This window comes from Bacillus sp. FH (assembly GCF_052216825.1).
Classification (GTDB): Bacteria; Bacillota; Bacilli; order Bacillales; family Bacillaceae_G; genus Bacillus_A; species Bacillus_A paranthracis.
In genome coordinates this window covers 162,202-179,961 of sequence record NZ_JBQOUU010000001.1, presented here as the reverse complement: position 1 = coordinate 179,961, position 17,760 = coordinate 162,202, and the positions used below count along the sequence as shown (strand labels likewise).

Here is a 17,760-nt window from a genome sequence, read left to right as displayed (position 1 = left end):
GTTTACTATGAAAGATCTCTATTTAGAAAAAAATATGAACCCGCAAGTAGCAATTCTATATGCGACAGTTGCCGATACATTTAAACGGTTGCAAAAGTTAGTAGAGGGTACCGATGAGAAAGAACTGTCTTTTAAAGGGTTAAAAAATAATGAAAATAGTATTGGACAACTACTTCAACATTTAGCAGTTGTCGATTTGCATTGGGTATACCGCTTAAAAGGAGAACCCGTTCCACTGGCACTTGATAATATATATGGACCTATGTTAAATGAAGCAGGAGAGCTGCCCAGTTTAAGAAAACATACATTGCAACAATTAATGCAAGATTATGAAGCAGTGCAACATATGTTTTATGAGGAATGTTTGAAACTAACAGAAAATGATTTAACACGAGAGGTTTTTTATCCGACTTTAATGGGCAGTAAGACCCCCACCTCAAAATGCAGCGAAAGCAAAGAAGTTAGGTGGGGGATCAACTGCCCATAAAAGTCCGATTGGTTCAACTAATAATCAGTGGGGGATGAACAAAACCCCCACTGATTAAAGTTTCACTTTATGAAAAGGGAGAAAATGTGACTATAAGGTGGGGAATATGGCATATAGCTGATCATAATCGGTACCATCAAGCTCATATTAGTCAGTTAAGAAAACTATATAGAGCTAGAATGCATACGAGATAAAGATTTCGAATTTTAATTATATTTAATTTGTTGTATAGTATAAGAAGAAACTAAACAAGGGGTTTTATAATGAAAGCTATTGCAGTAGGGATATTGGCATCATTTTTCTTTGCCTTTACCTTCGTTTTAAATCGGGCAATGGACCTAGAAGGTGGAAGCTGGATTTGGAGTGCATCATTACGGTACTACTTTATGGTTCCAATGCTTTTACTTATTGTCATGTATAGAGGGAATTTAAAGCAACTCTTTCAATATATGAAAAACAATCCGAAAGAATGGTTAGTTTGGAGTATCGTTGGATTTGGTCTCTTCTATGCACCACTTAGTTTTGCTGGAGCTTTTGGACCTGGTTGGCTCGTTGCATCAACATGGCAAATTACAATCGTCGCAGGGATTTTATTAACACCATTTTTTGCGGTAGATCCGTTACATAAAAAACTCCCAATGAAGGAGTTAGTTATGTCGGGTATTATTTTATGCGGTGTTGTACTTATGCAAGTAGAACATGCTTCTTCATTAGGAATTCGTGAAACTGTTTTATGTGTCGTTCCTGTACTTATTGCAGCGTTTGCGTACCCTCTTGGAAATCGAAAAATGATGCAAGTTTGTAAAGGGGAATTAGATGTATTTCAGCGAGTTCTCGGTATGACATTAGCAAGCTTACCATTTTGGTTTTTACTATCTGGTTATGAAGTATCAACAAGTGGTCTACCGTCAAGTAGCCAAGTTTTCCAATGTTTTATTGTAGCAGTTAGTTCTGGCTTAATCGCAACGGTATTATTCTTCTTTGCGACAGATCTTGTAAAAGATGATCCGCAAAAACTAGCAACAGTGGAAGCAACTCAGTCCGGTGAGGTTTTATTTGCGCTAGTAGGAGAACTTATCTTGTTATCTGCACCAATTCCGTCATCTTTATCTTGGATTGGTATGAGTCTCGTTATTATTGGAATGATACTACATAGTTATGTAGCGGTCGTTGTGAAGAAAGAAGAAAAAATAACGGCGTAATGAGATTAGCTCTTTATATAAAGAGCTAATCTTTTTTCATAGAAAGGAATGATGATATGAATTTGCAACGCGTTGAACAAATTGAGAAAGATCCCATTTTAAATGTACTACAGTATGCAGTCGGACCAAGTGAAACTAGCTTAAAGAAAGCAGTTTTATTTTATGAAAGGAATAAAGCGACTTTGCATAGATATGAAGAAAAGGCTTGCATAGGTATTGAAATAATTGGAGCAAAGAAAGCGAGAATTTGTCATATAGCAGTCGTTCCACAATATCGTCATAATGGAATTGCGTGGCAAATGATAAAGGAAGTATTAAGAATGCATCAATTGATGTATCTAGAGGCAGAGACAGACGATGAAGCGGTAGAATTTTATAAAAAAATTGGTTTTCAGGTTAAAAGTTTAGGAGAAAAATATCCGGGGGTTGAAAGGTTTTGTTGTTATTTGGAAATGCAGTATAAAAATATATAAATATACATCTTATGTTTAGTTTGAAAAAAGTGATATTTACATTATATAATAAAGGTATCTGGAAAAATATAGATAATAGAAATTAGGTGTATAACACATGAGAATGGATAAAAGTAAATTTATAAAAATTGCTACTTCAATAGGAGTGTCATCTTTTTTATTAACGGGCTGTGGCGATTATGAAGAAGATACTGCCCAGCAAGAAAGTACTGCTGTTAAAACAGATGGTGCAAAACAAGGAAATGAACAAGAAAGATTAAATTGTGATGATAAAGCTCCAACTAATGAAAATGTAGAAAAAGATGAGTTATGTAAGGAAAATAATCCGTCATTTTCTTCTTATCATGAAAATTCACATTTACCGATACTGCCGTTCGTTGCAGGATATTTATTAGCAAGCAGAACTTCAAATATGAATTATACAGTAAAACCGAATATAATGAAGAAACCGTATGCAAATAACATTATTCCATATCGTGAAAAAGACCAAAGTAGAACTGGAGGCAGCGGTGGTGGAGGGTATTACGGCGGAACTAACAGTAACAATAATAAATCTTCCAATAAAGTGGATTTAAATAAACAACAGCCAAATCCATCAAATAAAGTAACACCAGATACAAATACGCCGAAATCATCTACGACACAAACGCCGAAAGTGAATTCTGGTTCTAGTGGAATTGGGAACGCAAAAGCGCCAGCCGGATCATAACACGAAAGGATAATGGAGTAATGTATACAGAACAAGAACAGAAAGAGTATATGAAAGTATGGTTTTCACTTGCAGAAGAGGCTGGTCGGAATGGTTTTACATGGCCGAGCCTATTAGAGAATGATGAATGGAATCAATATATGGCAACAGGTATGTATCGTATGCCAGTAAAAACTTATACTGCTATTTCAAAAGCGACAGAAGAAATTATGTACGTATTATATAGAACATATCAATATATTGTAAATACAACAGGATATTTTCAAACACTAGGATTACCAGCCGAAACGTGGGAAATTGCGAGAATGAAACATACTGGTTTGTTTTCATATTTTACAAGGTTTGACTTTATCGTAAATGGTGAAGATATAAAGTTAATAGAAGTAAATTGTGATACACCAACAGGTTATTTAGAGCCATCTGTCGCAAATGAAGTATTATGCCGTTATCACGATGTAAATCATCCAAATCATATAGAAGAGCATATTGTGCAGGCGTGGGAACAAATTAAACATGACTATAGTATAGATCCTAGAGAAACGATTTATTTTACGAGTTATGATTGGCATGATGAAGACCATCAAACAGTTCAATTTTTAAGAAGCTATTGTTTAGATCAGTCAACGGATTATATAGGTATTCAAGATATCGTCGTTGCAGATGATGGTATATATACGCAAAATGGTGAGAGAATTCATTATTTATATAGACTATATCCAATTGAATATTTAGTTTCAGATGCTGATAAAAGCGGGAAAAGAATTGGACTCCAGTTTTTAGATCATATAGCGCAAGGCAGAGTGAAAATCATTAATCCACCAGCTGCTTTTCTTATGCAAAATAAAAGTGTACTCGCATTAATTTGGCAACTTTACGAAGAAGAAGTTTTCTTTAAGGAAGAGGAGCGAGGAATCATTCAGAAATACTTCCTACCAACATATTTTACAAATAAACCGTTTATAGAAAGAAATGAATCCTATGTTTCTAAACCTTTATACGGCCGTGAAGGCGGAGGAGTATCTATATACGAAAATAATGAACTATTAGCTGAAGATAAAACAGAGTATTACTTTGAACAGCGGAAAATATATCAGCAATACATAGAAATGCTAGACTATACAATTGACACGTGGGACGGTCCGTATACTGGTAAACTATTAATTGGTTCACACTGTATTAGCGGGAGAGCTGCTGGTTTATTTTTACGTGTAGGTGAGAAAATAACAGGAAATTTATCGATGTTTACTGGAGTTACAATTGAAGGATAAATGAAACAAAGAGCTTATCATTTTTGGTGAGCTCTTTGTTTGTATATAGTGTTTTTATGTTTTTGATGTAACGCCTTCATTTTTTGCATAGATAAAATGATTAAGTTAAAAATTAAGAAAAATATGATAATATATGTATGTAGTAGTTTAAAACAAATGGGGGAACAATCGTGAAAATGAATGACATAGTGGCAAGTACGCAATTGCCAAATACAATCAAAACAATTACAAATGATTTAAGAAAATTAGGATTAGAAAAAGGAATGACAGTTATTGTACATTCTTCGTTAAGTTCCATTGGCTGGGTATCAGGCGGAGCAGTTGCAGTAGTAGAGGCGTTACTGGAGGTTATTACAGAAGAGGGAACGATTATTATGCCAACTCAGTCTTCGGATTTATCTGATCCGAAACATTGGTCAAGACCACCTGTACCTGAAGAATGGTGGCAAATTATTCGGGATAACGTTCCAGCATTTGAGCCACATATAACACCAACAAGGGCAATGGGAAAAGTAGTTGAATGTTTTCGTACATATCCGAATGTAGTACGTAGTAACCATCCATTAGGAAGCTTTGCTGCATGGGGAAGACATGCAGAAGAAATAACAGTAAATCAGTCACTATCGATGAGTTTAGGAGAAGAATCTCCATTAAGAAAAATATACGATCTAGACGGATACATATTATTAATTGGTGTTGGATATGATTCGAATACTTCTGTACATTTATCAGAAGTACGTTCTGGTGCATGTGAGTTAATAAAAGTAGGGGCACCTATTATAGAAAATGGTGAAAGAGTATGGAAAGAATTTGTTGATATGGATTACGATTCTGACAAATTTGTAGAAATTGGTGTAGAGTTTGAGCAAAAAGGAACCGTAACAATGGGGAAAATAGGAAACGCAAAGTGCCGTCTTATGAAACAACGTGATATAGTTGACTTTGGAACAGAATGGTTTCGTAAGAAAAATTAGTAAGGGATGGTTACGATGAAGGGGAAAAAGGTATTAATTACAAGCGGTGGTTGTTTAGAAAAATGGGATCAAGTACGCGGCCATACAAATATGGCAAAAGGAACAATTGGAAGAATAATCGCCGAAGAGCTTATAAGTAAAGGGGTCCATGTTATATATTTACATGGTTATTTTGCGGAGAAACCGAATGATATAAACAATCAATTAGAATTACATCCATTTGAAGGAATTGTTGATTTACAAGATAAAATGAAAAGTATCATTACGCATGAAAAAGTCGATGCGGTTATTATGGCAGCGGCTGGATCTGATTGGATTGTGGACAAGATTTGTGATCAAGAGGGTAATGTTCTTGATATGAATGGAAAAATCTCAAGTGATATAGCACCAATTATACATTTTCAAAAGGCACCGAAAGTATTAAAACAAATAAAAGAGTGGGATCCAGAAACTGTACTCGTTGGCTTTAAACTTGAAAGTGACGTAAATAAAGAAGAATTGTTTGAAAGAGCGAAAAATAGAATGGAAGAAGCGAAGGCGAGTGTAATGATTGCAAATTCACCACATTCTTTATATTCGCGCGGAGCAATGCACTACGTAATTGGACAAGACGGTAAAGGGCAGTTATGTAATGGAAAAGATGAAACAGCGAAAGAAATTGTCAAAAGGTTAGAGGTACTATGTAATCGCGTTACTGCTTCATAATTTCAAGTATTTGGATAAGAGTGAATCCGCATAGTATATATTGGTAAGCGAAACTTTTTGCTTTGATACAAACGTTAACCATTCAATATGGATACATAGAATAATTGGTGAGGAGTGAATTCTATGGAACATTTATTAAAGCAAGCTATTAAACTCCGGAAAGAAAAGAAATATGCGCAGTCTAAAGAGATACTCATTGGATTAACGAATTTTACGAGGGATGCAGAAGTACTTTATCAATGTGCTTGGATACATGATGTAATGGGGCTGGAAACAGAAGCTATGCCGTATTATGAACAGGCAATTGCAAACGGTCTTGAAGGTGAGTCACTTTGCGGAGCTTATATCGGCCTTGGTAGTACATATCGTTGTATAGGTGAGTATGACAAAGCAATTACTGTTTTAGAAACAGGATTACAGCAGTTTCCAGATAATGATGTGATGAAAGTATTTTTGTCATTAGCGAAATATAACGTAAACGATCATGAATCCGCGATGAAATTATTACTTGAAACAGTCGTAAAACTAGAAGAAGTGAAAGAATTTGAACGTGCTATTTCATTTTATAAAGATCATTTAAATGAGGTTTTTAAATAGAGGAGTGAACATATGAGTGTCACACTTTCGCGAAGGCGAAAAGGTATATGGATTGGACTCGTATCTTTAATCTTGTTATCAAACTATTTATTATATGTTCTTCCGATTGTACCAGCTGCTCCGAAAGAAGTTGTCCTTGGATCAATATTAGATTGTATGTTTGTAATTCCAATCATTACGTATTTCTTTATTATTCGAAAAAGGTACTCGTTAACGTATATATTTCCTGTTGTAATAGCTGGTTATATATTTGCAAGATTTATTATTCCAAGCGACTATTTACAAGCTTTTTCATACGTTTCTTATATTATAGTTGCAGGGGAAATTGCTTTTGTATGTTTTGAGTTATTCCTTCTATATAAAATTGTTAGAATGCTTCCTACAATAAGAAAAAAATATAAAGAATATAAAAGTGAGTATTCTTCATTTTCTTATGCAATTGATGCAGCGTTTGACACCACTATGAAAAGAAATAAATTAGTAGATATCATTGTAACAGAGTGTAAGTTAATCTATTATGCATTTTTATCGTGGCATGAAAAAGTGCCAGAAGGTGAATGCGTATACTCATATCACAAAAAGACTGGTGCAATAGGTGTATATATTATGATCATCCATGCGACTTTAATAGAAAGTATCGGTTTTCATTATTTGTTTCATCAATGGAATCCAGTTGTAGCATGGGTGTTACTTATTTTAAACGTATATGCAATGTTTTATTTTTTAGCTGAAATACAAGCAATGCGTAAAAATCCAATTATTGTTACGGAAGAACAGGTAATTATTCAAATTGGATTAGGGAAGAAAATCATTATACCGTTTACACAAATTGATAAGATTACGTTTTATAAAGGAGAACTTTTAAAAAAAGAGAAAGAGCTTCTTGACGCAACGGTGATGGAATTTATAAAGGAACCTCCAACATTTGAAATAATACTTAAAGAGCCAATAAAAGCACAATTGTTATATGGATTTTCTAAAACAGTAAGTCGTGTTCACTTAAATGTTGATGAGGAACGGAAATTTTATGATGCAGTTACCGAGAAATTAAAACATGGGTAATGCTATTAATTTTCATCGTGCGTTTGGTGTGTACGGTATTTGTATCGAAAATAATAATATATTAGTAATCGATAAATCAAAAGGTCCATATAAGAATAGATATGATCTACCTGGTTGGTGGGAGCTTATATGAAGAGGAATCGCTGTTAGCGGCACTCCATAGGGAATGTAAAGAAGAAACTGGATTAGAAGTAAAGGTTATAAAGCAAGTAGGAACGGTTGATTTTCAATACCCTTCAAAGTTTAAAGATTATACACATGTACACCATATTGCAGTTTTGTATGAAGTTGAAAAGAGTGCAGGGAAAATCATAGTACCAAAACAATTTGAAGGTCAAGATTCTTTAGGAGCGAGATGGGTTTCTATAGAAAGCATTACAGAAGACAATTCATCTCCGCTTGTATGTAGTGCAGTAGAGTGGCTGAAAACAAATGAGCTTCCATTAGAAGTAAAAAAATATGAAACATGGACAGTGAAAAACTCCTTCTAAAATAAGAGGGAGTTTTTATTGTGTATTTGGAGACCAAACACTTCTTTATCACTATATAAATGGATATAATAAAGCTAGAAATAGCATAAGGGGAAACAAAGAATGAATAAATTACTAACACCAAAAAGTGAAATTATAGAAAGAAAAATAAGATATGACTCGATAACAGTAGAACACACTTGTTTATTACTTGAAAAGCAGTTGCAAAGTATCGTGCTATTTCATGAGGTTCAGTATTCATTTACAATGACTGCACATCGTGCGAGTTTAACAATCCCAAAAGGAAGTTACACCATTGCATACTATTGGGAAGATCGTCCGTACAATTTATACATATGGAGAGATAAGAATGGAACGTATTTAGGCTCTTATTTTAATGTTGTAAAAAATACGCAAATAACAGATGAACTAGTGTCATTTGAAGACTTAATTATTGATATTTTGGTACTTCCAAGTGGAGAATATTTTATTTTAGATGAGGATGAGTTGCCTGAGTCTTTAGAGGAGTTTGAGGATGGTTATGTGAATGAAGCTCTTAATGTATTAGAGGAAATAATTCAAAAGACGCTTCCTCAAATGATTGTAGAGACAGAAAGAGTGAGGTTAAACTAAATTGTAATCGATTTGAAAATAGAATACGTGTTTAATGAAATTGAGTAGTCTCAAGTTATATAATCTAACTTTTTTGATAAGTCTAAGGTTAGATGTATATTTCTTGGGATTACTCTTTTTTTGTGGAAATTAATATTGACTGAATGCAGTTCAGTCGTTTATGATTGAATCATATTCAGTCGCAGAAAAAACATAATAGGAGATAACATATGAAAAGAATATCGAAAGAACCAGATGTTAGAAGGCAAGAGTTGATGGATATTGGTTTTGAACTATATATGAAAAATGGTATGAAAGGATTTGGCATAAAAGATGTTGTGAATCATGCTGGTGTAGCAACGGGCTTATTTTATTATTACTTCAAGTCTAAAGAGAATTTTGTTGATGAAGTATTAAATGATTTTATTGTGAAAAATATGGAGTTAATTGAAGAAATACTTGTTTCTAATGAACGGTCTGTCATGCAAAAGCTGAAAGATTCTCTAAATATATTTTGGACATTTATCGAAAAATTAGCGCCTTATAAAAATGTGAGTTCGTTTCAGACGGAACAACATTTTCAACTGGAACAGAAATTATTTACGCGAATGCAGCCATTAATTCGACAAGTAATCGAAGAAGGGGTGAAAACTGGGATTTTTAATATTGATAACTCATTATTAGCATCAGGATTTATTTTATACGGTCTTAGCAGTATTGCTCATTCAGAGGTGAATTTGAATCTAGACATGAAGCGAGAAATGGTTAATTTAGTATTAAATACACTACGATATGATCAAAGAGAAGGAGAATGTATATGAAGATCATGATTGATGGAAACAATATTTCGAATGAACAACTTACAAAGTGGAAAAAAGAACGTATGAAAAAAGTTTTCAATACATTAGGACATAAAGAGCCAGAATTAAATGATACAGACGTTATGATAAAAAAACTAACAGAACTAAAATTAAATTATTCATACAATGAAATGTATGATAAGTTAAAATCTAAACTTAAATTAAGTGAAATGGGTATGCGTATTTGTACTGCTTTATCTGGTGATAGACGAAAATTTTCAAAAACAAATATTTATTTAGATGGGATTACAGCAGAAGAGGCGATAAATGGAATTGATAGTTTTATGCTTGAACAATCAGATGAAAATAATCAAGTGAATTTATCAGCCTGTCCAGATCACTACGTACTAAGATCCTTTGGGGAAAATGAATTGGAGGTTATCGAAACTACTGGTAATTCTCCATTTCCAGTTCAATTTTTTATTGTTTTTGGTGACGAAACAGGATTAAAGACACCTAGAGATAAGTCTTATCAATACCAATCAACAGGTGTTGCACGTATGAAAGACGGTACTACTATTGGTGGAGTTCGACATCAATTCAAAGATACAGATACTGGTATAGAAGTAAGTTTAGTTGTAGAGTTTCCGGCACTTTGTCCTAATAGTCTTATTGAATCGCATCAAATGCATTTGGCATGTGAGTTTTCTTATTGGCTACAGTGGATTAAGGAACATAAAAAATAATTTTTATATAAATAACAATAAGGGTATTTAAACGAATCATATGTATTTTTTAATAAAACCTAGTTGACTTATCGGAAATATTTGTATAATATGTACTTAATTCTATTACGTATTGCTGATTGGAGAAGCCAAAGGCATTTTATCTATTGATAAAATGCCTTTGGTTTTTTTATTACATAAATACTGAATCTATTCATTTAGATGAATCATTTCAAGGAGGGGAAGAAGTGACTGTTTCAATTAATGAGGTATCAAAATATTTTTCTAAGCAAACTGGTACTGTTCAAGTATTAGAGAATATTAATTTTCAATTAGAAAAAGGGGATTTTGTTACAGTAATTGGTCCGAGTGGTTGTGGAAAAAGTACATTATTAAAAATTATTGCAGGTTTAGACAACGATTTTGAAGGTGAAATCATTATTGATGGGGAGCGTATAACAAAACCGAGTAAGAAGCAAGGATTTATATTTCAAGAGCATCGTCTGTTTCCGTGGTTAACAGTTGAAGAAAACATTGCAGCTGATTTGTCATTAAAAGATAAGTATGTGAAGGATAAGGTAAAGGAATGGGTTAAAATTGTTCGGTTAGACGGTTTTGAAAAATCATATCCGAAAGAAATATCAGGCGGGATGTCACAACGTGTTGCGATTGCAAGAGCGTTGCTAAGAGATCCTAATGTATTATTACTTGATGAACCATTTGGAGCATTGGATGCATTTACCCGAAGTCATTTGCAAGAAGTACTGCTCAACATTTGGGAACAAAAAAAGACGACAATGATATTCGTTACACATGATATAGACGAAGCAATATATCTTTCAAACAGAATTGTCATCATGAGTGCAAAGCCTGGAAAAATACATAAAGTAATTGAAAATAATTTACCTTATCCGCGTAGTAAAACTTCGGAGTCATTCCAAGAAATTCGAAAGAAAGTATTACAGCAGTTTGAGTATGGAGGATTGATTCAAACAAGTTTATAGGGAGAGGGTGAATATTTATGTATAAAAAATTTAAAGTTCTTTCTTTTGCATTAGCTATTTCTTTATTTTTATTCGGATGTGAGAAAAGTACAGCAAGTAGTAAGAAGGAAGATGTAACAGTACAAATTGGTATTCAGCAAGGATTAAGTCCACTATTACTCGCGCAGAAAAAGGGATGGTTTGAAGAGGAGTTTAAAAAAGAAGGAGTTAAGGTGAAATGGACAGAGTTCCAAAGCGGACCTCCTTATTTTGAGGCAATCGCATCAAATCGATTAGACTTTGGTGAAGTTGGCAATTCTCCAGTTATTTCCGCGCAAGCAGCAGGTATTGAATTTACTGAAATTGCTAATACAAGTTATGCGAGAAAAGGAACAGGGATTCTTGTACAAAAAGATAGCAAGATTACGAGTGTAAAAGATTTAAAAGGTAAAAAAATCGCAGTAGCAAAAGGAAGTAGCGCATTTAATTTATTGTATCGAGCGCTTGATAAAGAAGGTATCAATGCGAAAGATGTAAATGTTATTCAACTGCAACCAGATGAAGCGCAGCCAGCATTTGAATCAGGATCAGTAGATGCATGGGCAATTTGGGATCCTTTCATATCGTTACATACGGTAAATAAAGGAGCGAAGGTGATTACAGATGGTGAACAATTAAATGTATCTTCTCCAGAGTTTTTAATTGCGAGAACAAAATTTGCGAAAGAGCATCCAGAATTAGTGGAGAAATTCCTTAAAGTATATGAAAAAGCACGTGTATGGCAAGATGAAAACTTGGATGAAGCAATAAAAATATACACTTCTGCAAAGAAAATAGATGCAGATATTGTAAAAGAAGTGTTTAATCACGACAAACCCATCTTAGTTCCGGTAACGAAAGAAATAGTTGCAGAACAGCAACAGACAGCAGATTTTCAATATAAGCTTGGTTCTATAAAGAAAGAAGTTAAGACAGATAAAGTTGTAGATAATTCTTTCGTAGAAAAAGCGTTAAAGGCGAAGTGAAAAGAGGTTGTATAAATTGGAGAATACGAAAGCGGTTATTAAAAGGGCGAGTATAACGATTGAGAAAAACAATGTAAAGAAAGTACAGAAGACGAATATCAAATTTTTGATAAGGGCAATTACTATACCGATTATTATATTAATAATTTGGCAATTGGCCGGCGTATTCGGTCTAGTTTCTAAAACAGTTTTACCAACGCCGCTAGATATATTTTTAGCTTTTCAAGAACTTATAAAAACAGGAGAGTTATTCGGTCATTTAAGTATTAGTGTATTCAGGGCTGCGGCTGGTTTCTTTATTGGCGGGAGTTTAGGAATTATTTTAGGAACAATTGTTGGATTTTCAACGAGAAGTGAGCAATATTTAGATCCGTCAGTACAAATGTTAAGAACTGTGCCTCACTTAGCTGTTGCACCGCTTTTCGTATTATGGTTCGGTTTTGGGGAAACATCAAAAGTGTTATTAATTGCAGATGGTGCATTTTTTCCTTTATACGTAAACGCGTTTCTAGGAATACGAGGTGTAGATTCAAAGTTATTTGATGTTGCGAGAGTGTTAGAGTTTAGTAAAAGAAAATTAATTACAAAACTAATTTTACCGGCAGCATTGCCGAACCTATTACTTGGGGCAAGATTATCATTAGGAGTAGCATGGGTGAGTTTAGTAGTAGCAGAACTTATGGGATCTACAGAAGGCATTGGCTATATGATTATGGATGCAAGGCAATTTTCAAATACAGATATTGTATTTGTCGGTATTATTATCTTTGCATTCGTTGGGAAGTTTTCGGATTCACTCGTACGTTTACTAGAAGTGAAGTTTTTAAGATGGCGAGATAATTTTAAAGGCGAGATAGGAAATTAACATATAAATTATTAGGGGTAATTTATATAGAGTAGTTTAGTGTACGTTTCAAAATAAATAAGGGGTGTGTAAAGGTATGGAATTATTATGGTTTATTCCGGCGTATGGAGATGGACGATATTTAGGAACGACAAAACGAGGAAGAGCAGCTGAGTATGGTTATTATAAACAAGTTGCACAGGCAGCTGATTATTTAGGATATACAGGTGTGTTACTTCCAACTGGCCAAGGTTGTGAAGATCCATGGGTATTAGCATCGGCACTTGCAGCTGAGACAGAAAAGCTAAAATTTTTAGTAGCAGTTAGACCGGGACTAATGTCACCGACAGTTGCAGCAAGGATGGCATCTACATTTGATAGAATTTCAGACGGGAGGTTACTTATTAATGTAGTCGCTGGAGGAGATCCAGTTGAATTACAAGGAGATGGATTGTATCTTGAGCATGATGAAAGATATGAAGCAGCTGATGAGTTTTTAAAAGTTTGGAAATCGACATTGCAAGGTGAAACATTTTCTTTAGAAGGAAAACATATTAAAGTTACGGAAAGTAAAGTTGTGTTCCCGCCAGTGCAAACGCCATACCCTCCTATATATTTTGGAGGATCATCCGCTGCTGGAAAGGAAGTTGCAGCAGAACATAGTGATGTATATTTAACGTGGGGCGAGCCACCAGAGCAAGTGAGGGAGAAAATAGAGGAAGTAAGAAAACTGGCAGAAGAGAAGGGACGTTCAGTGCGATTTGGCATCAGGTTACACGTAATTGTAAGAGAAACAGAAGAAGAAGCGTGGGAAGAGGCAGAACGTTTAATTCAATATGTAGATAATGAGACAATTGAACTTGCTCAAAAGACATTTGCAAGATATGATTCAGTTGGTCAAAAGCGAATGACCCATTTAAATAAAGGTACACGGGAGTCGTTAGAGATAAGTCCTAATTTATGGGCTGGCATCGGGCTTGTAAGAGGTGGTGCAGGTACTGCGCTTGTTGGAGATCCGCATACAGTAGCAGATAGAATAAAAGAATATGAAGCGTTAGGAATTGATACGTTTGTATTATCGGGATATCCTCATTTAGAAGAGGCATATGAAGTGGCAGAACTGTTATTTCCTTTATTGAAAGAAGATAAGAAACAAGAAAATAAAATTGTTGGTGAAATGATAGCTGATGCATATGCATTAAAAAAATAGTGAGAAAAAACCCGCAAGTAAATCACTTGCGGGTTTTCATCGTAAACTATCAGAAAATATGGTAAAATTAAATAGTAACTTAAGGTACGGTTGGTTGTTCAATTATCACTTCTCCAAGTAGGAGGGGGGTGATAATAAGTGAGTGAAATAGCGTTGTTACTGCAAGGTGGACTGTTTCTCGTTGCACTGTTAACATTCGTCGTCGTTTTAATAGACAAGCTCAAAAAATAACAACCCACCTATGCCAATAGAATGTGGGTTGTTTTGTTTGTAAGAAACAAATAGGATAAATGAACAATCCAATCTGCTAAGTTACGTGGACTAGTGTGTAGCCGCACACTAGTCTTTTTTATTTATATACAATTTATAATTGGTTTATGTGATTGTATTGTTCTTTTCATACTTATTATAACACAGTGTCTTTTCATCAAGAAAGGAGACCGTATGTTCTGTTTCTAATTAAATAGAAGGTGACTTTTCTTTAAAGAGCCCGTCCATATACTGTTTTAAAGTTTGAACGTAAAATTTTTGCTTATTTACATCATTTACGCCGACAATTGGTGATGGAAGTTCATATCTCTTTTCTGATAAATGAACGACAACATCAAAAATATCAAATAGACGAATGAAACAGAACAGGCCATCTTTATCACTTAATAAAATAAAGTAATGGTTTTCACTATTTGTATTTAATGTATTCCATAAAGAACTTTTGCTTAAATCACGAACAATGCTCTTTTCTTTTAATTCCATGAAGTCGGCATTCGATAGGATGCTAGAAATATCAATCGCATCTGGATCTTCAAAATAGCCATCGACTGCTTGTACAGCGAAAGTATAAGCCATTTTTAATACACTCATTTTATACTTACGGTTATCTAAAAGTAATTCCCGTTGAATAGAGCTAGCTACTTTCGTTACACGTTCTTCTTTCCAGATTTCGTTATGTAGTGAAATATCGTGCTTTTTACATAGTTTCATAATTAATGCATTGGAATAAAGTATTTCGTCACTTACTTCAACAACATCTGTCTCAGCGGCCGCAAGTTCCTCACCATGCTCATTCGTATAGAGCGGGGAGTCAATCTGTTTTTTCATATGTTCAATCTTAAACTGACTTAATTTATGCCGAATTAAGGGGCGATCAATATTTGTTGTCATTTGTTCATAACAAGTATCACAAATTGAGTTTGTGAAATAATATCCACATAATATTTCTGGGATGACATATTGTTCACTAAGTTCTTTCGTATCTTTTCTGCAAATGATGCATTGTGTCATTTTTATCACCTTTACCTGCAAATTTGTATGTAATCTCATTGTAGTGTATTTATTGGTATTTTGGAATATTGTAAAGGAAAATATTATGTGAAATTGTTACTTATTTTGGTACAATGAAGAAAAGTGCTAGTTTAAAGGAGGACGTTTTTTTGAAATCGAAAGTGCACTTTTGGACATTAGAAGTGCTAATGGTTGTAGCGATCATATTTATTTGCACAAAAATATCGTTTCTATTTCAACCGATTGGTATCTTCATATCAACGCTGTTTTTCCCAATCTTAATCGCGTTATTTTTATACTTCATATTTAATCCGGTGTTAGTCTTTTTAGAGGAGAAAAAAGTACCTAGAAATTTAGCGATTTTACTGTTATATCTTTTTATCATAACATTAACTGCGGTTGGCGTTGGGGTAGTTGTTCCAACGATCTCACAACAGCTAATGGATTTAGTGAAAAATATGCCAGGCTATATAAAAGAGGGAAAACTATACATACAAGATTTATCCCATCATAGATTGTTTGAATGGTTATCTACACAAAATTATGTTTCCATTGAAACAATTGAAAAAAATGCAATTGAATACTTAAAGGATATACCAAACACAATTACGTCGAGTGCAACGGCTTTATTTGGTATCATAACGAACGTCGCATTAGTTATTTTTACAGTACCGTTCATTTTATTTTATATGTTTAAAGATGGACATGCGTTTCCAGGAAAAGCAGTAAGCTTATTACCAGAGTCATACCGTGAAGAAGGGCTTCGTATCATTAAGGAAACGAACGAAACATTATCTGCATATATTCAAGGGCAAGCGCTCGTTTGTATATTTGTAGGTGCTTTTACTTTTATCGGTTATTTAATTATCGATTTACCGTACGCTTTTGTTTTAGGAATTATAGCTGCATTTACAAATATAATTCCTAACTTAGGCCCATTTATCGGTGCAGCACCAGCTGTTATTGTAGGTTTGTTCGTATCTCCGATGCAAGCGTTGTACGTAATTATTATCGTAACAATTGTACAACAGTTTGAAAGTAACATCATTTCACCGCGTATTATGAGTTCAAAATTAAATATCCATCCGTTAACAATTATTATTTTAATTTTAGGGGTAGGTAACTTTGCGGGAATTATTGGAATGATCTTGGCGGTGCCAGTGTACGCAGTAACGAAAACAGTTGTATCGAACTTAGTGAGACTGTTTAAGACGAAACGAAGTAATCGAAAATAGTATATGTTGAGAAAGATACACCACTTTTTAAGTGGTGTATCTTTTGTTTATTAATCAATGTTAAAAAGTGTACGAATGCAATTTTATTATATATTTATTACATATCAAATAAAACGGTAAAGTTGTATGATATAGCCCCCAATAAACTATGTGGAATCCCTCTGAACTATCCAAATCATTTCCTTACAACGTGCTATCAACATCATAATCGACTCCTTTCAAGTTTTATATTTTTAAAGGATTATAGGTGAGTGTAGTATTTGCTTCTACGATCTCGAATTTCGTCCATAATCTTTTTGTATTGTTGCTCTTGTTTTAATTCATCTTCAGAAAAGATTTCTTTCTGGATTGTAATTGTTAAGAAGAAAAGATGAAACTTCATGATACATTCCTCCTTTCGAAAGGAATTATAGATGGCTACAGTAGTGACTTTGACGTTCTTTTACATCTTCCATAGCTTTATTAATTTGATGGTCATGCAATACCTCACTGTCCGAGAACTTAGTTTTTTGAATGGTAATCGTTAAAAAGAATACTTTAAATTTCATTAGATAAAACCCCTTTATAATTGATTTAGAAAAGACGGCTGTAATAAGAAGCTTGACGCTCTTTTACTTCGTCCATAATAGTTTGAATGTGTTGCTCACGTAAAATCTCACTTTGAGAAAGCTTACGTTTTTGAATGGTGATAGTTAAAAAGAATGCTTTAAATTTCATGAAGGTATTGCTCCTTTAAAATATATTTTTAATACATATGCGTATAATATGAACTTTTAATGTCAGTCATTTTATCAGTCAGTTGTTTTATTTGTTGTTTACGAATGATTTCACCTTCAGATAAAGTATTTTTCTGAAGTACAGTCGTAAAAAAGAAAATATGAAAAGTCATAAATGAATTCCTCCTTTCGAAAAGGAATTACATGTGATCACAATAAAGTGCTTGGCGCTCCTTAACATCATTCATAGCTTTTTCAATTTGCTCATTATGAAACATTTCATCTTTAGAAATTTTATTTCTTTGAATCGTAATACTTAAAAACAATACGCTAATAGTCATCGAATGTTGCTCCTTTCTTTAAAAAATAATGTAAGAGACTA

Annotated in this window: 23 protein-coding genes and 2 pseudogenes; 19 read left to right on the top strand and 6 right to left on the bottom strand. The window is 33.8% G+C overall.

Annotated features, from left to right (window positions below; translation table 11 throughout):
• Positions 1-7 precede the first annotated feature (7 nt).
• The 18 genes and pseudogenes from ACTT1L_RS01055 (at position 8) to ACTT1L_RS00970 (ending at position 14,377) form a co-directional block, all read left to right on the top strand.
• Positions 8-681, top strand: a pseudogene (locus ACTT1L_RS01055) (DinB family protein).
• Between the two features lie 69 nt (positions 682-750).
• Positions 751-1,689, top strand: coding sequence for a DMT family transporter (locus tag ACTT1L_RS01050; RefSeq protein ID WP_071741963.1), 939 nt, complete (start codon positions 751-753; stop codon positions 1,687-1,689).
• A gap of 56 nt (positions 1,690-1,745) precedes the next feature.
• A complete protein-coding gene (locus ACTT1L_RS01045; RefSeq protein ID WP_074543310.1) occupies positions 1,746-2,162 on the top strand; it encodes a GNAT family N-acetyltransferase in 417 nt (138 codons plus the stop codon).
• 97 nt (positions 2,163-2,259) lie between these two features.
• Positions 2,260-2,871: a hypothetical protein gene (locus ACTT1L_RS01040; RefSeq protein WP_001242156.1), complete on the top strand. Its 612-nt coding sequence runs from the start codon at positions 2,260-2,262 to the stop codon at positions 2,869-2,871.
• Between the two features lie 20 nt (positions 2,872-2,891).
• Positions 2,892-4,139: a glutathionylspermidine synthase family protein gene (locus ACTT1L_RS01035; RefSeq protein WP_442821727.1), complete on the top strand. Its 1,248-nt coding sequence runs from the start codon at positions 2,892-2,894 to the stop codon at positions 4,137-4,139.
• 176 nt (positions 4,140-4,315) lie between these two features.
• Positions 4,316-5,113, top strand: a complete 798-nt coding sequence (aacC, locus tag ACTT1L_RS01030) for a BA2930 family N-acetyltransferase (RefSeq protein ID WP_442821957.1) — start codon at positions 4,316-4,318, stop codon at positions 5,111-5,113.
• Between the two features lie 15 nt (positions 5,114-5,128).
• Positions 5,129-5,818 (top strand): phosphopantothenoylcysteine decarboxylase domain-containing protein, encoded by a 690-nt coding sequence (locus ACTT1L_RS01025; RefSeq protein WP_071741965.1) that lies wholly within the window; start codon positions 5,129-5,131, stop codon positions 5,816-5,818.
• A gap of 123 nt (positions 5,819-5,941) precedes the next feature.
• Entirely contained in the window at positions 5,942-6,415 is a 474-nt protein-coding gene (locus ACTT1L_RS01020) for a tetratricopeptide repeat protein (protein WP_140394924.1), read from the top strand.
• Positions 6,416-6,427: 12 nt separating this feature from the next.
• Positions 6,428-7,477: a hypothetical protein gene (locus ACTT1L_RS01015; RefSeq protein WP_086708172.1), complete on the top strand. Its 1,050-nt coding sequence runs from the start codon at positions 6,428-6,430 to the stop codon at positions 7,475-7,477.
• Positions 7,470-7,968: pseudogene (locus ACTT1L_RS01010) on the top strand (NUDIX hydrolase). Before ACTT1L_RS01015 ends, ACTT1L_RS01010 begins: the two are co-directional and overlap by 8 nt.
• Before the next feature lie 102 nt (positions 7,969-8,070).
• A complete protein-coding gene (locus ACTT1L_RS01005) occupies positions 8,071-8,580 on the top strand; it encodes a DUF402 domain-containing protein (protein ID WP_086708174.1) in 510 nt (169 codons plus the stop codon).
• A 209-nt stretch (positions 8,581-8,789) separates the two neighbouring features.
• Positions 8,790-9,380 carry a TetR/AcrR family transcriptional regulator gene (locus tag ACTT1L_RS01000; RefSeq protein WP_000822635.1) on the top strand — a complete coding sequence of 197 codons (591 nt, stop codon included), beginning with the start codon at positions 8,790-8,792 and terminating at the stop codon, positions 9,378-9,380.
• The gene (locus ACTT1L_RS00995; RefSeq protein WP_086708176.1) at positions 9,377-10,105 is read left to right on the top strand and encodes a hypothetical protein; all 729 of its coding nucleotides are present in this window, start codon (positions 9,377-9,379) and stop codon (positions 10,103-10,105) included. The genes ACTT1L_RS01000 and ACTT1L_RS00995 overlap by 4 nt, the downstream gene beginning before the upstream one ends.
• 227 nt (positions 10,106-10,332) lie before the next feature.
• Positions 10,333-11,088, top strand: coding sequence for an ABC transporter ATP-binding protein (locus ACTT1L_RS00990; protein ID WP_000218625.1), 756 nt, complete (start codon positions 10,333-10,335; stop codon positions 11,086-11,088).
• A gap of 17 nt (positions 11,089-11,105) precedes the next feature.
• Positions 11,106-12,092 carry an aliphatic sulfonate ABC transporter substrate-binding protein gene (locus ACTT1L_RS00985; RefSeq protein ID WP_442821726.1) on the top strand — a complete coding sequence of 329 codons (987 nt, stop codon included), beginning with the start codon at positions 11,106-11,108 and terminating at the stop codon, positions 12,090-12,092.
• A gap of 16 nt (positions 12,093-12,108) precedes the next feature.
• Positions 12,109-12,957, top strand: a complete 849-nt coding sequence (locus ACTT1L_RS00980) for an ABC transporter permease (RefSeq protein WP_000432111.1) — start codon at positions 12,109-12,111, stop codon at positions 12,955-12,957.
• A gap of 76 nt (positions 12,958-13,033) precedes the next feature.
• Positions 13,034-14,146 carry an FMNH2-dependent alkanesulfonate monooxygenase gene (gene ssuD / locus ACTT1L_RS00975; protein WP_000422273.1) on the top strand — a complete coding sequence of 371 codons (1,113 nt, stop codon included), beginning with the start codon at positions 13,034-13,036 and terminating at the stop codon, positions 14,144-14,146.
• Positions 14,147-14,284: 138 nt separating this feature from the next.
• Positions 14,285-14,377, top strand: a complete 93-nt coding sequence (locus tag ACTT1L_RS00970; RefSeq protein WP_001289320.1) for a putative holin-like toxin — start codon at positions 14,285-14,287, stop codon at positions 14,375-14,377.
• 228 nt (positions 14,378-14,605) lie between these two features.
• On the opposite strand, the gene ACTT1L_RS00965 is transcribed toward ACTT1L_RS00970, so the two are convergent.
• Entirely contained in the window at positions 14,606-15,427 is an 822-nt protein-coding gene (locus ACTT1L_RS00965) for an HNH endonuclease (RefSeq protein WP_000189721.1), read from the bottom strand.
• Between the two features lie 149 nt (positions 15,428-15,576).
• On the opposite strand from ACTT1L_RS00965, the gene ACTT1L_RS00960 reads away from it, so the two are divergent.
• The gene (locus tag ACTT1L_RS00960; RefSeq protein ID WP_000837888.1) at positions 15,577-16,662 is read left to right on the top strand and encodes an AI-2E family transporter; all 1,086 of its coding nucleotides are present in this window, start codon (positions 15,577-15,579) and stop codon (positions 16,660-16,662) included.
• Between the two features lie 241 nt (positions 16,663-16,903).
• On the opposite strand, the gene ACTT1L_RS00955 is transcribed toward ACTT1L_RS00960, so the two are convergent.
• The 5 genes from ACTT1L_RS00955 to ACTT1L_RS00935 are packed head-to-tail and all read right to left on the bottom strand — an operon-like array spanning position 16,904 to position 17,719.
• Positions 16,904-17,044 carry a YrzI family small protein gene (locus ACTT1L_RS00955; RefSeq protein ID WP_000668488.1) on the bottom strand — a complete coding sequence of 47 codons (141 nt, stop codon included), beginning with the start codon at positions 17,042-17,044 and terminating at the stop codon, positions 16,904-16,906.
• A gap of 25 nt (positions 17,045-17,069) precedes the next feature.
• Entirely contained in the window at positions 17,070-17,210 is a 141-nt protein-coding gene (locus ACTT1L_RS00950) for a YrzI family small protein (protein ID WP_000669815.1), read from the bottom strand.
• Positions 17,211-17,235: 25 nt separating this feature from the next.
• Positions 17,236-17,379, bottom strand: coding sequence for a YrzI family small protein (locus ACTT1L_RS00945; protein ID WP_000668983.1), 144 nt, complete (start codon positions 17,377-17,379; stop codon positions 17,236-17,238).
• 28 nt (positions 17,380-17,407) lie between these two features.
• The gene (locus tag ACTT1L_RS00940) at positions 17,408-17,551 is read right to left on the bottom strand and encodes a YrzI family small protein (RefSeq protein ID WP_000142725.1); all 144 of its coding nucleotides are present in this window, start codon (positions 17,549-17,551) and stop codon (positions 17,408-17,410) included.
• A 27-nt stretch (positions 17,552-17,578) separates the two neighbouring features.
• Positions 17,579-17,719, bottom strand: coding sequence for a YrzI family small protein (locus tag ACTT1L_RS00935; RefSeq protein ID WP_000156179.1), 141 nt, complete (start codon positions 17,717-17,719; stop codon positions 17,579-17,581).
• Positions 17,720-17,760: the final 41 nt, after the last annotated feature.

Bases quoted from the DNA above. Each gene is read 5' to 3' on its own strand.
- ACTT1L_RS01050 (WP_071741963.1), top strand. From the start codon at position 751: ATGAAAGCTATTGCAGTAGGGATATTGGCATCATTTTTCTTTGCCTTT.
- ACTT1L_RS01045 (WP_074543310.1), top strand. From the start codon at position 1,746: ATGAATTTGCAACGCGTTGAACAAATTGAGAAAGATCCCATTTTAAAT.
- ACTT1L_RS01040 (WP_001242156.1), top strand. From the start codon at position 2,260: ATGAGAATGGATAAAAGTAAATTTATAAAAATTGCTACTTCAATAGGA.
- ACTT1L_RS01035 (WP_442821727.1), top strand. From the start codon at position 2,892: ATGTATACAGAACAAGAACAGAAAGAGTATATGAAAGTATGGTTTTCA.
- aacC (WP_442821957.1), top strand. From the start codon at position 4,316: ATGAATGACATAGTGGCAAGTACGCAATTGCCAAATACAATCAAAACA.
- ACTT1L_RS01025 (WP_071741965.1), top strand. From the start codon at position 5,129: ATGAAGGGGAAAAAGGTATTAATTACAAGCGGTGGTTGTTTAGAAAAA.
- ACTT1L_RS01020 (WP_140394924.1), top strand. From the start codon at position 5,942: ATGGAACATTTATTAAAGCAAGCTATTAAACTCCGGAAAGAAAAGAAA.
- ACTT1L_RS01015 (WP_086708172.1), top strand. From the start codon at position 6,428: ATGAGTGTCACACTTTCGCGAAGGCGAAAAGGTATATGGATTGGACTC.
- ACTT1L_RS01005 (WP_086708174.1), top strand. From the start codon at position 8,071: ATGAATAAATTACTAACACCAAAAAGTGAAATTATAGAAAGAAAAATA.
- ACTT1L_RS01000 (WP_000822635.1), top strand. From the start codon at position 8,790: ATGAAAAGAATATCGAAAGAACCAGATGTTAGAAGGCAAGAGTTGATG.
- ACTT1L_RS00995 (WP_086708176.1), top strand. From the start codon at position 9,377: ATGAAGATCATGATTGATGGAAACAATATTTCGAATGAACAACTTACA.
- ACTT1L_RS00985 (WP_442821726.1), top strand. From the start codon at position 11,106: ATGTATAAAAAATTTAAAGTTCTTTCTTTTGCATTAGCTATTTCTTTA.
- ssuD (WP_000422273.1), top strand. From the start codon at position 13,034: ATGGAATTATTATGGTTTATTCCGGCGTATGGAGATGGACGATATTTA.
- ACTT1L_RS00965 (WP_000189721.1), bottom strand. From the start codon at position 15,427: ATGACACAATGCATCATTTGCAGAAAAGATACGAAAGAACTTAGTGAA.
- ACTT1L_RS00955 (WP_000668488.1), bottom strand. From the start codon at position 17,044: ATGAAGTTTCATCTTTTCTTCTTAACAATTACAATCCAGAAAGAAATC.
- ACTT1L_RS00950 (WP_000669815.1), bottom strand. From the start codon at position 17,210: ATGAAATTTAAAGTATTCTTTTTAACGATTACCATTCAAAAAACTAAG.
- ACTT1L_RS00945 (WP_000668983.1), bottom strand. From the start codon at position 17,379: ATGAAATTTAAAGCATTCTTTTTAACTATCACCATTCAAAAACGTAAG.
- ACTT1L_RS00940 (WP_000142725.1), bottom strand. From the start codon at position 17,551: ATGACTTTTCATATTTTCTTTTTTACGACTGTACTTCAGAAAAATACT.
- ACTT1L_RS00935 (WP_000156179.1), bottom strand. From the start codon at position 17,719: ATGACTATTAGCGTATTGTTTTTAAGTATTACGATTCAAAGAAATAAA.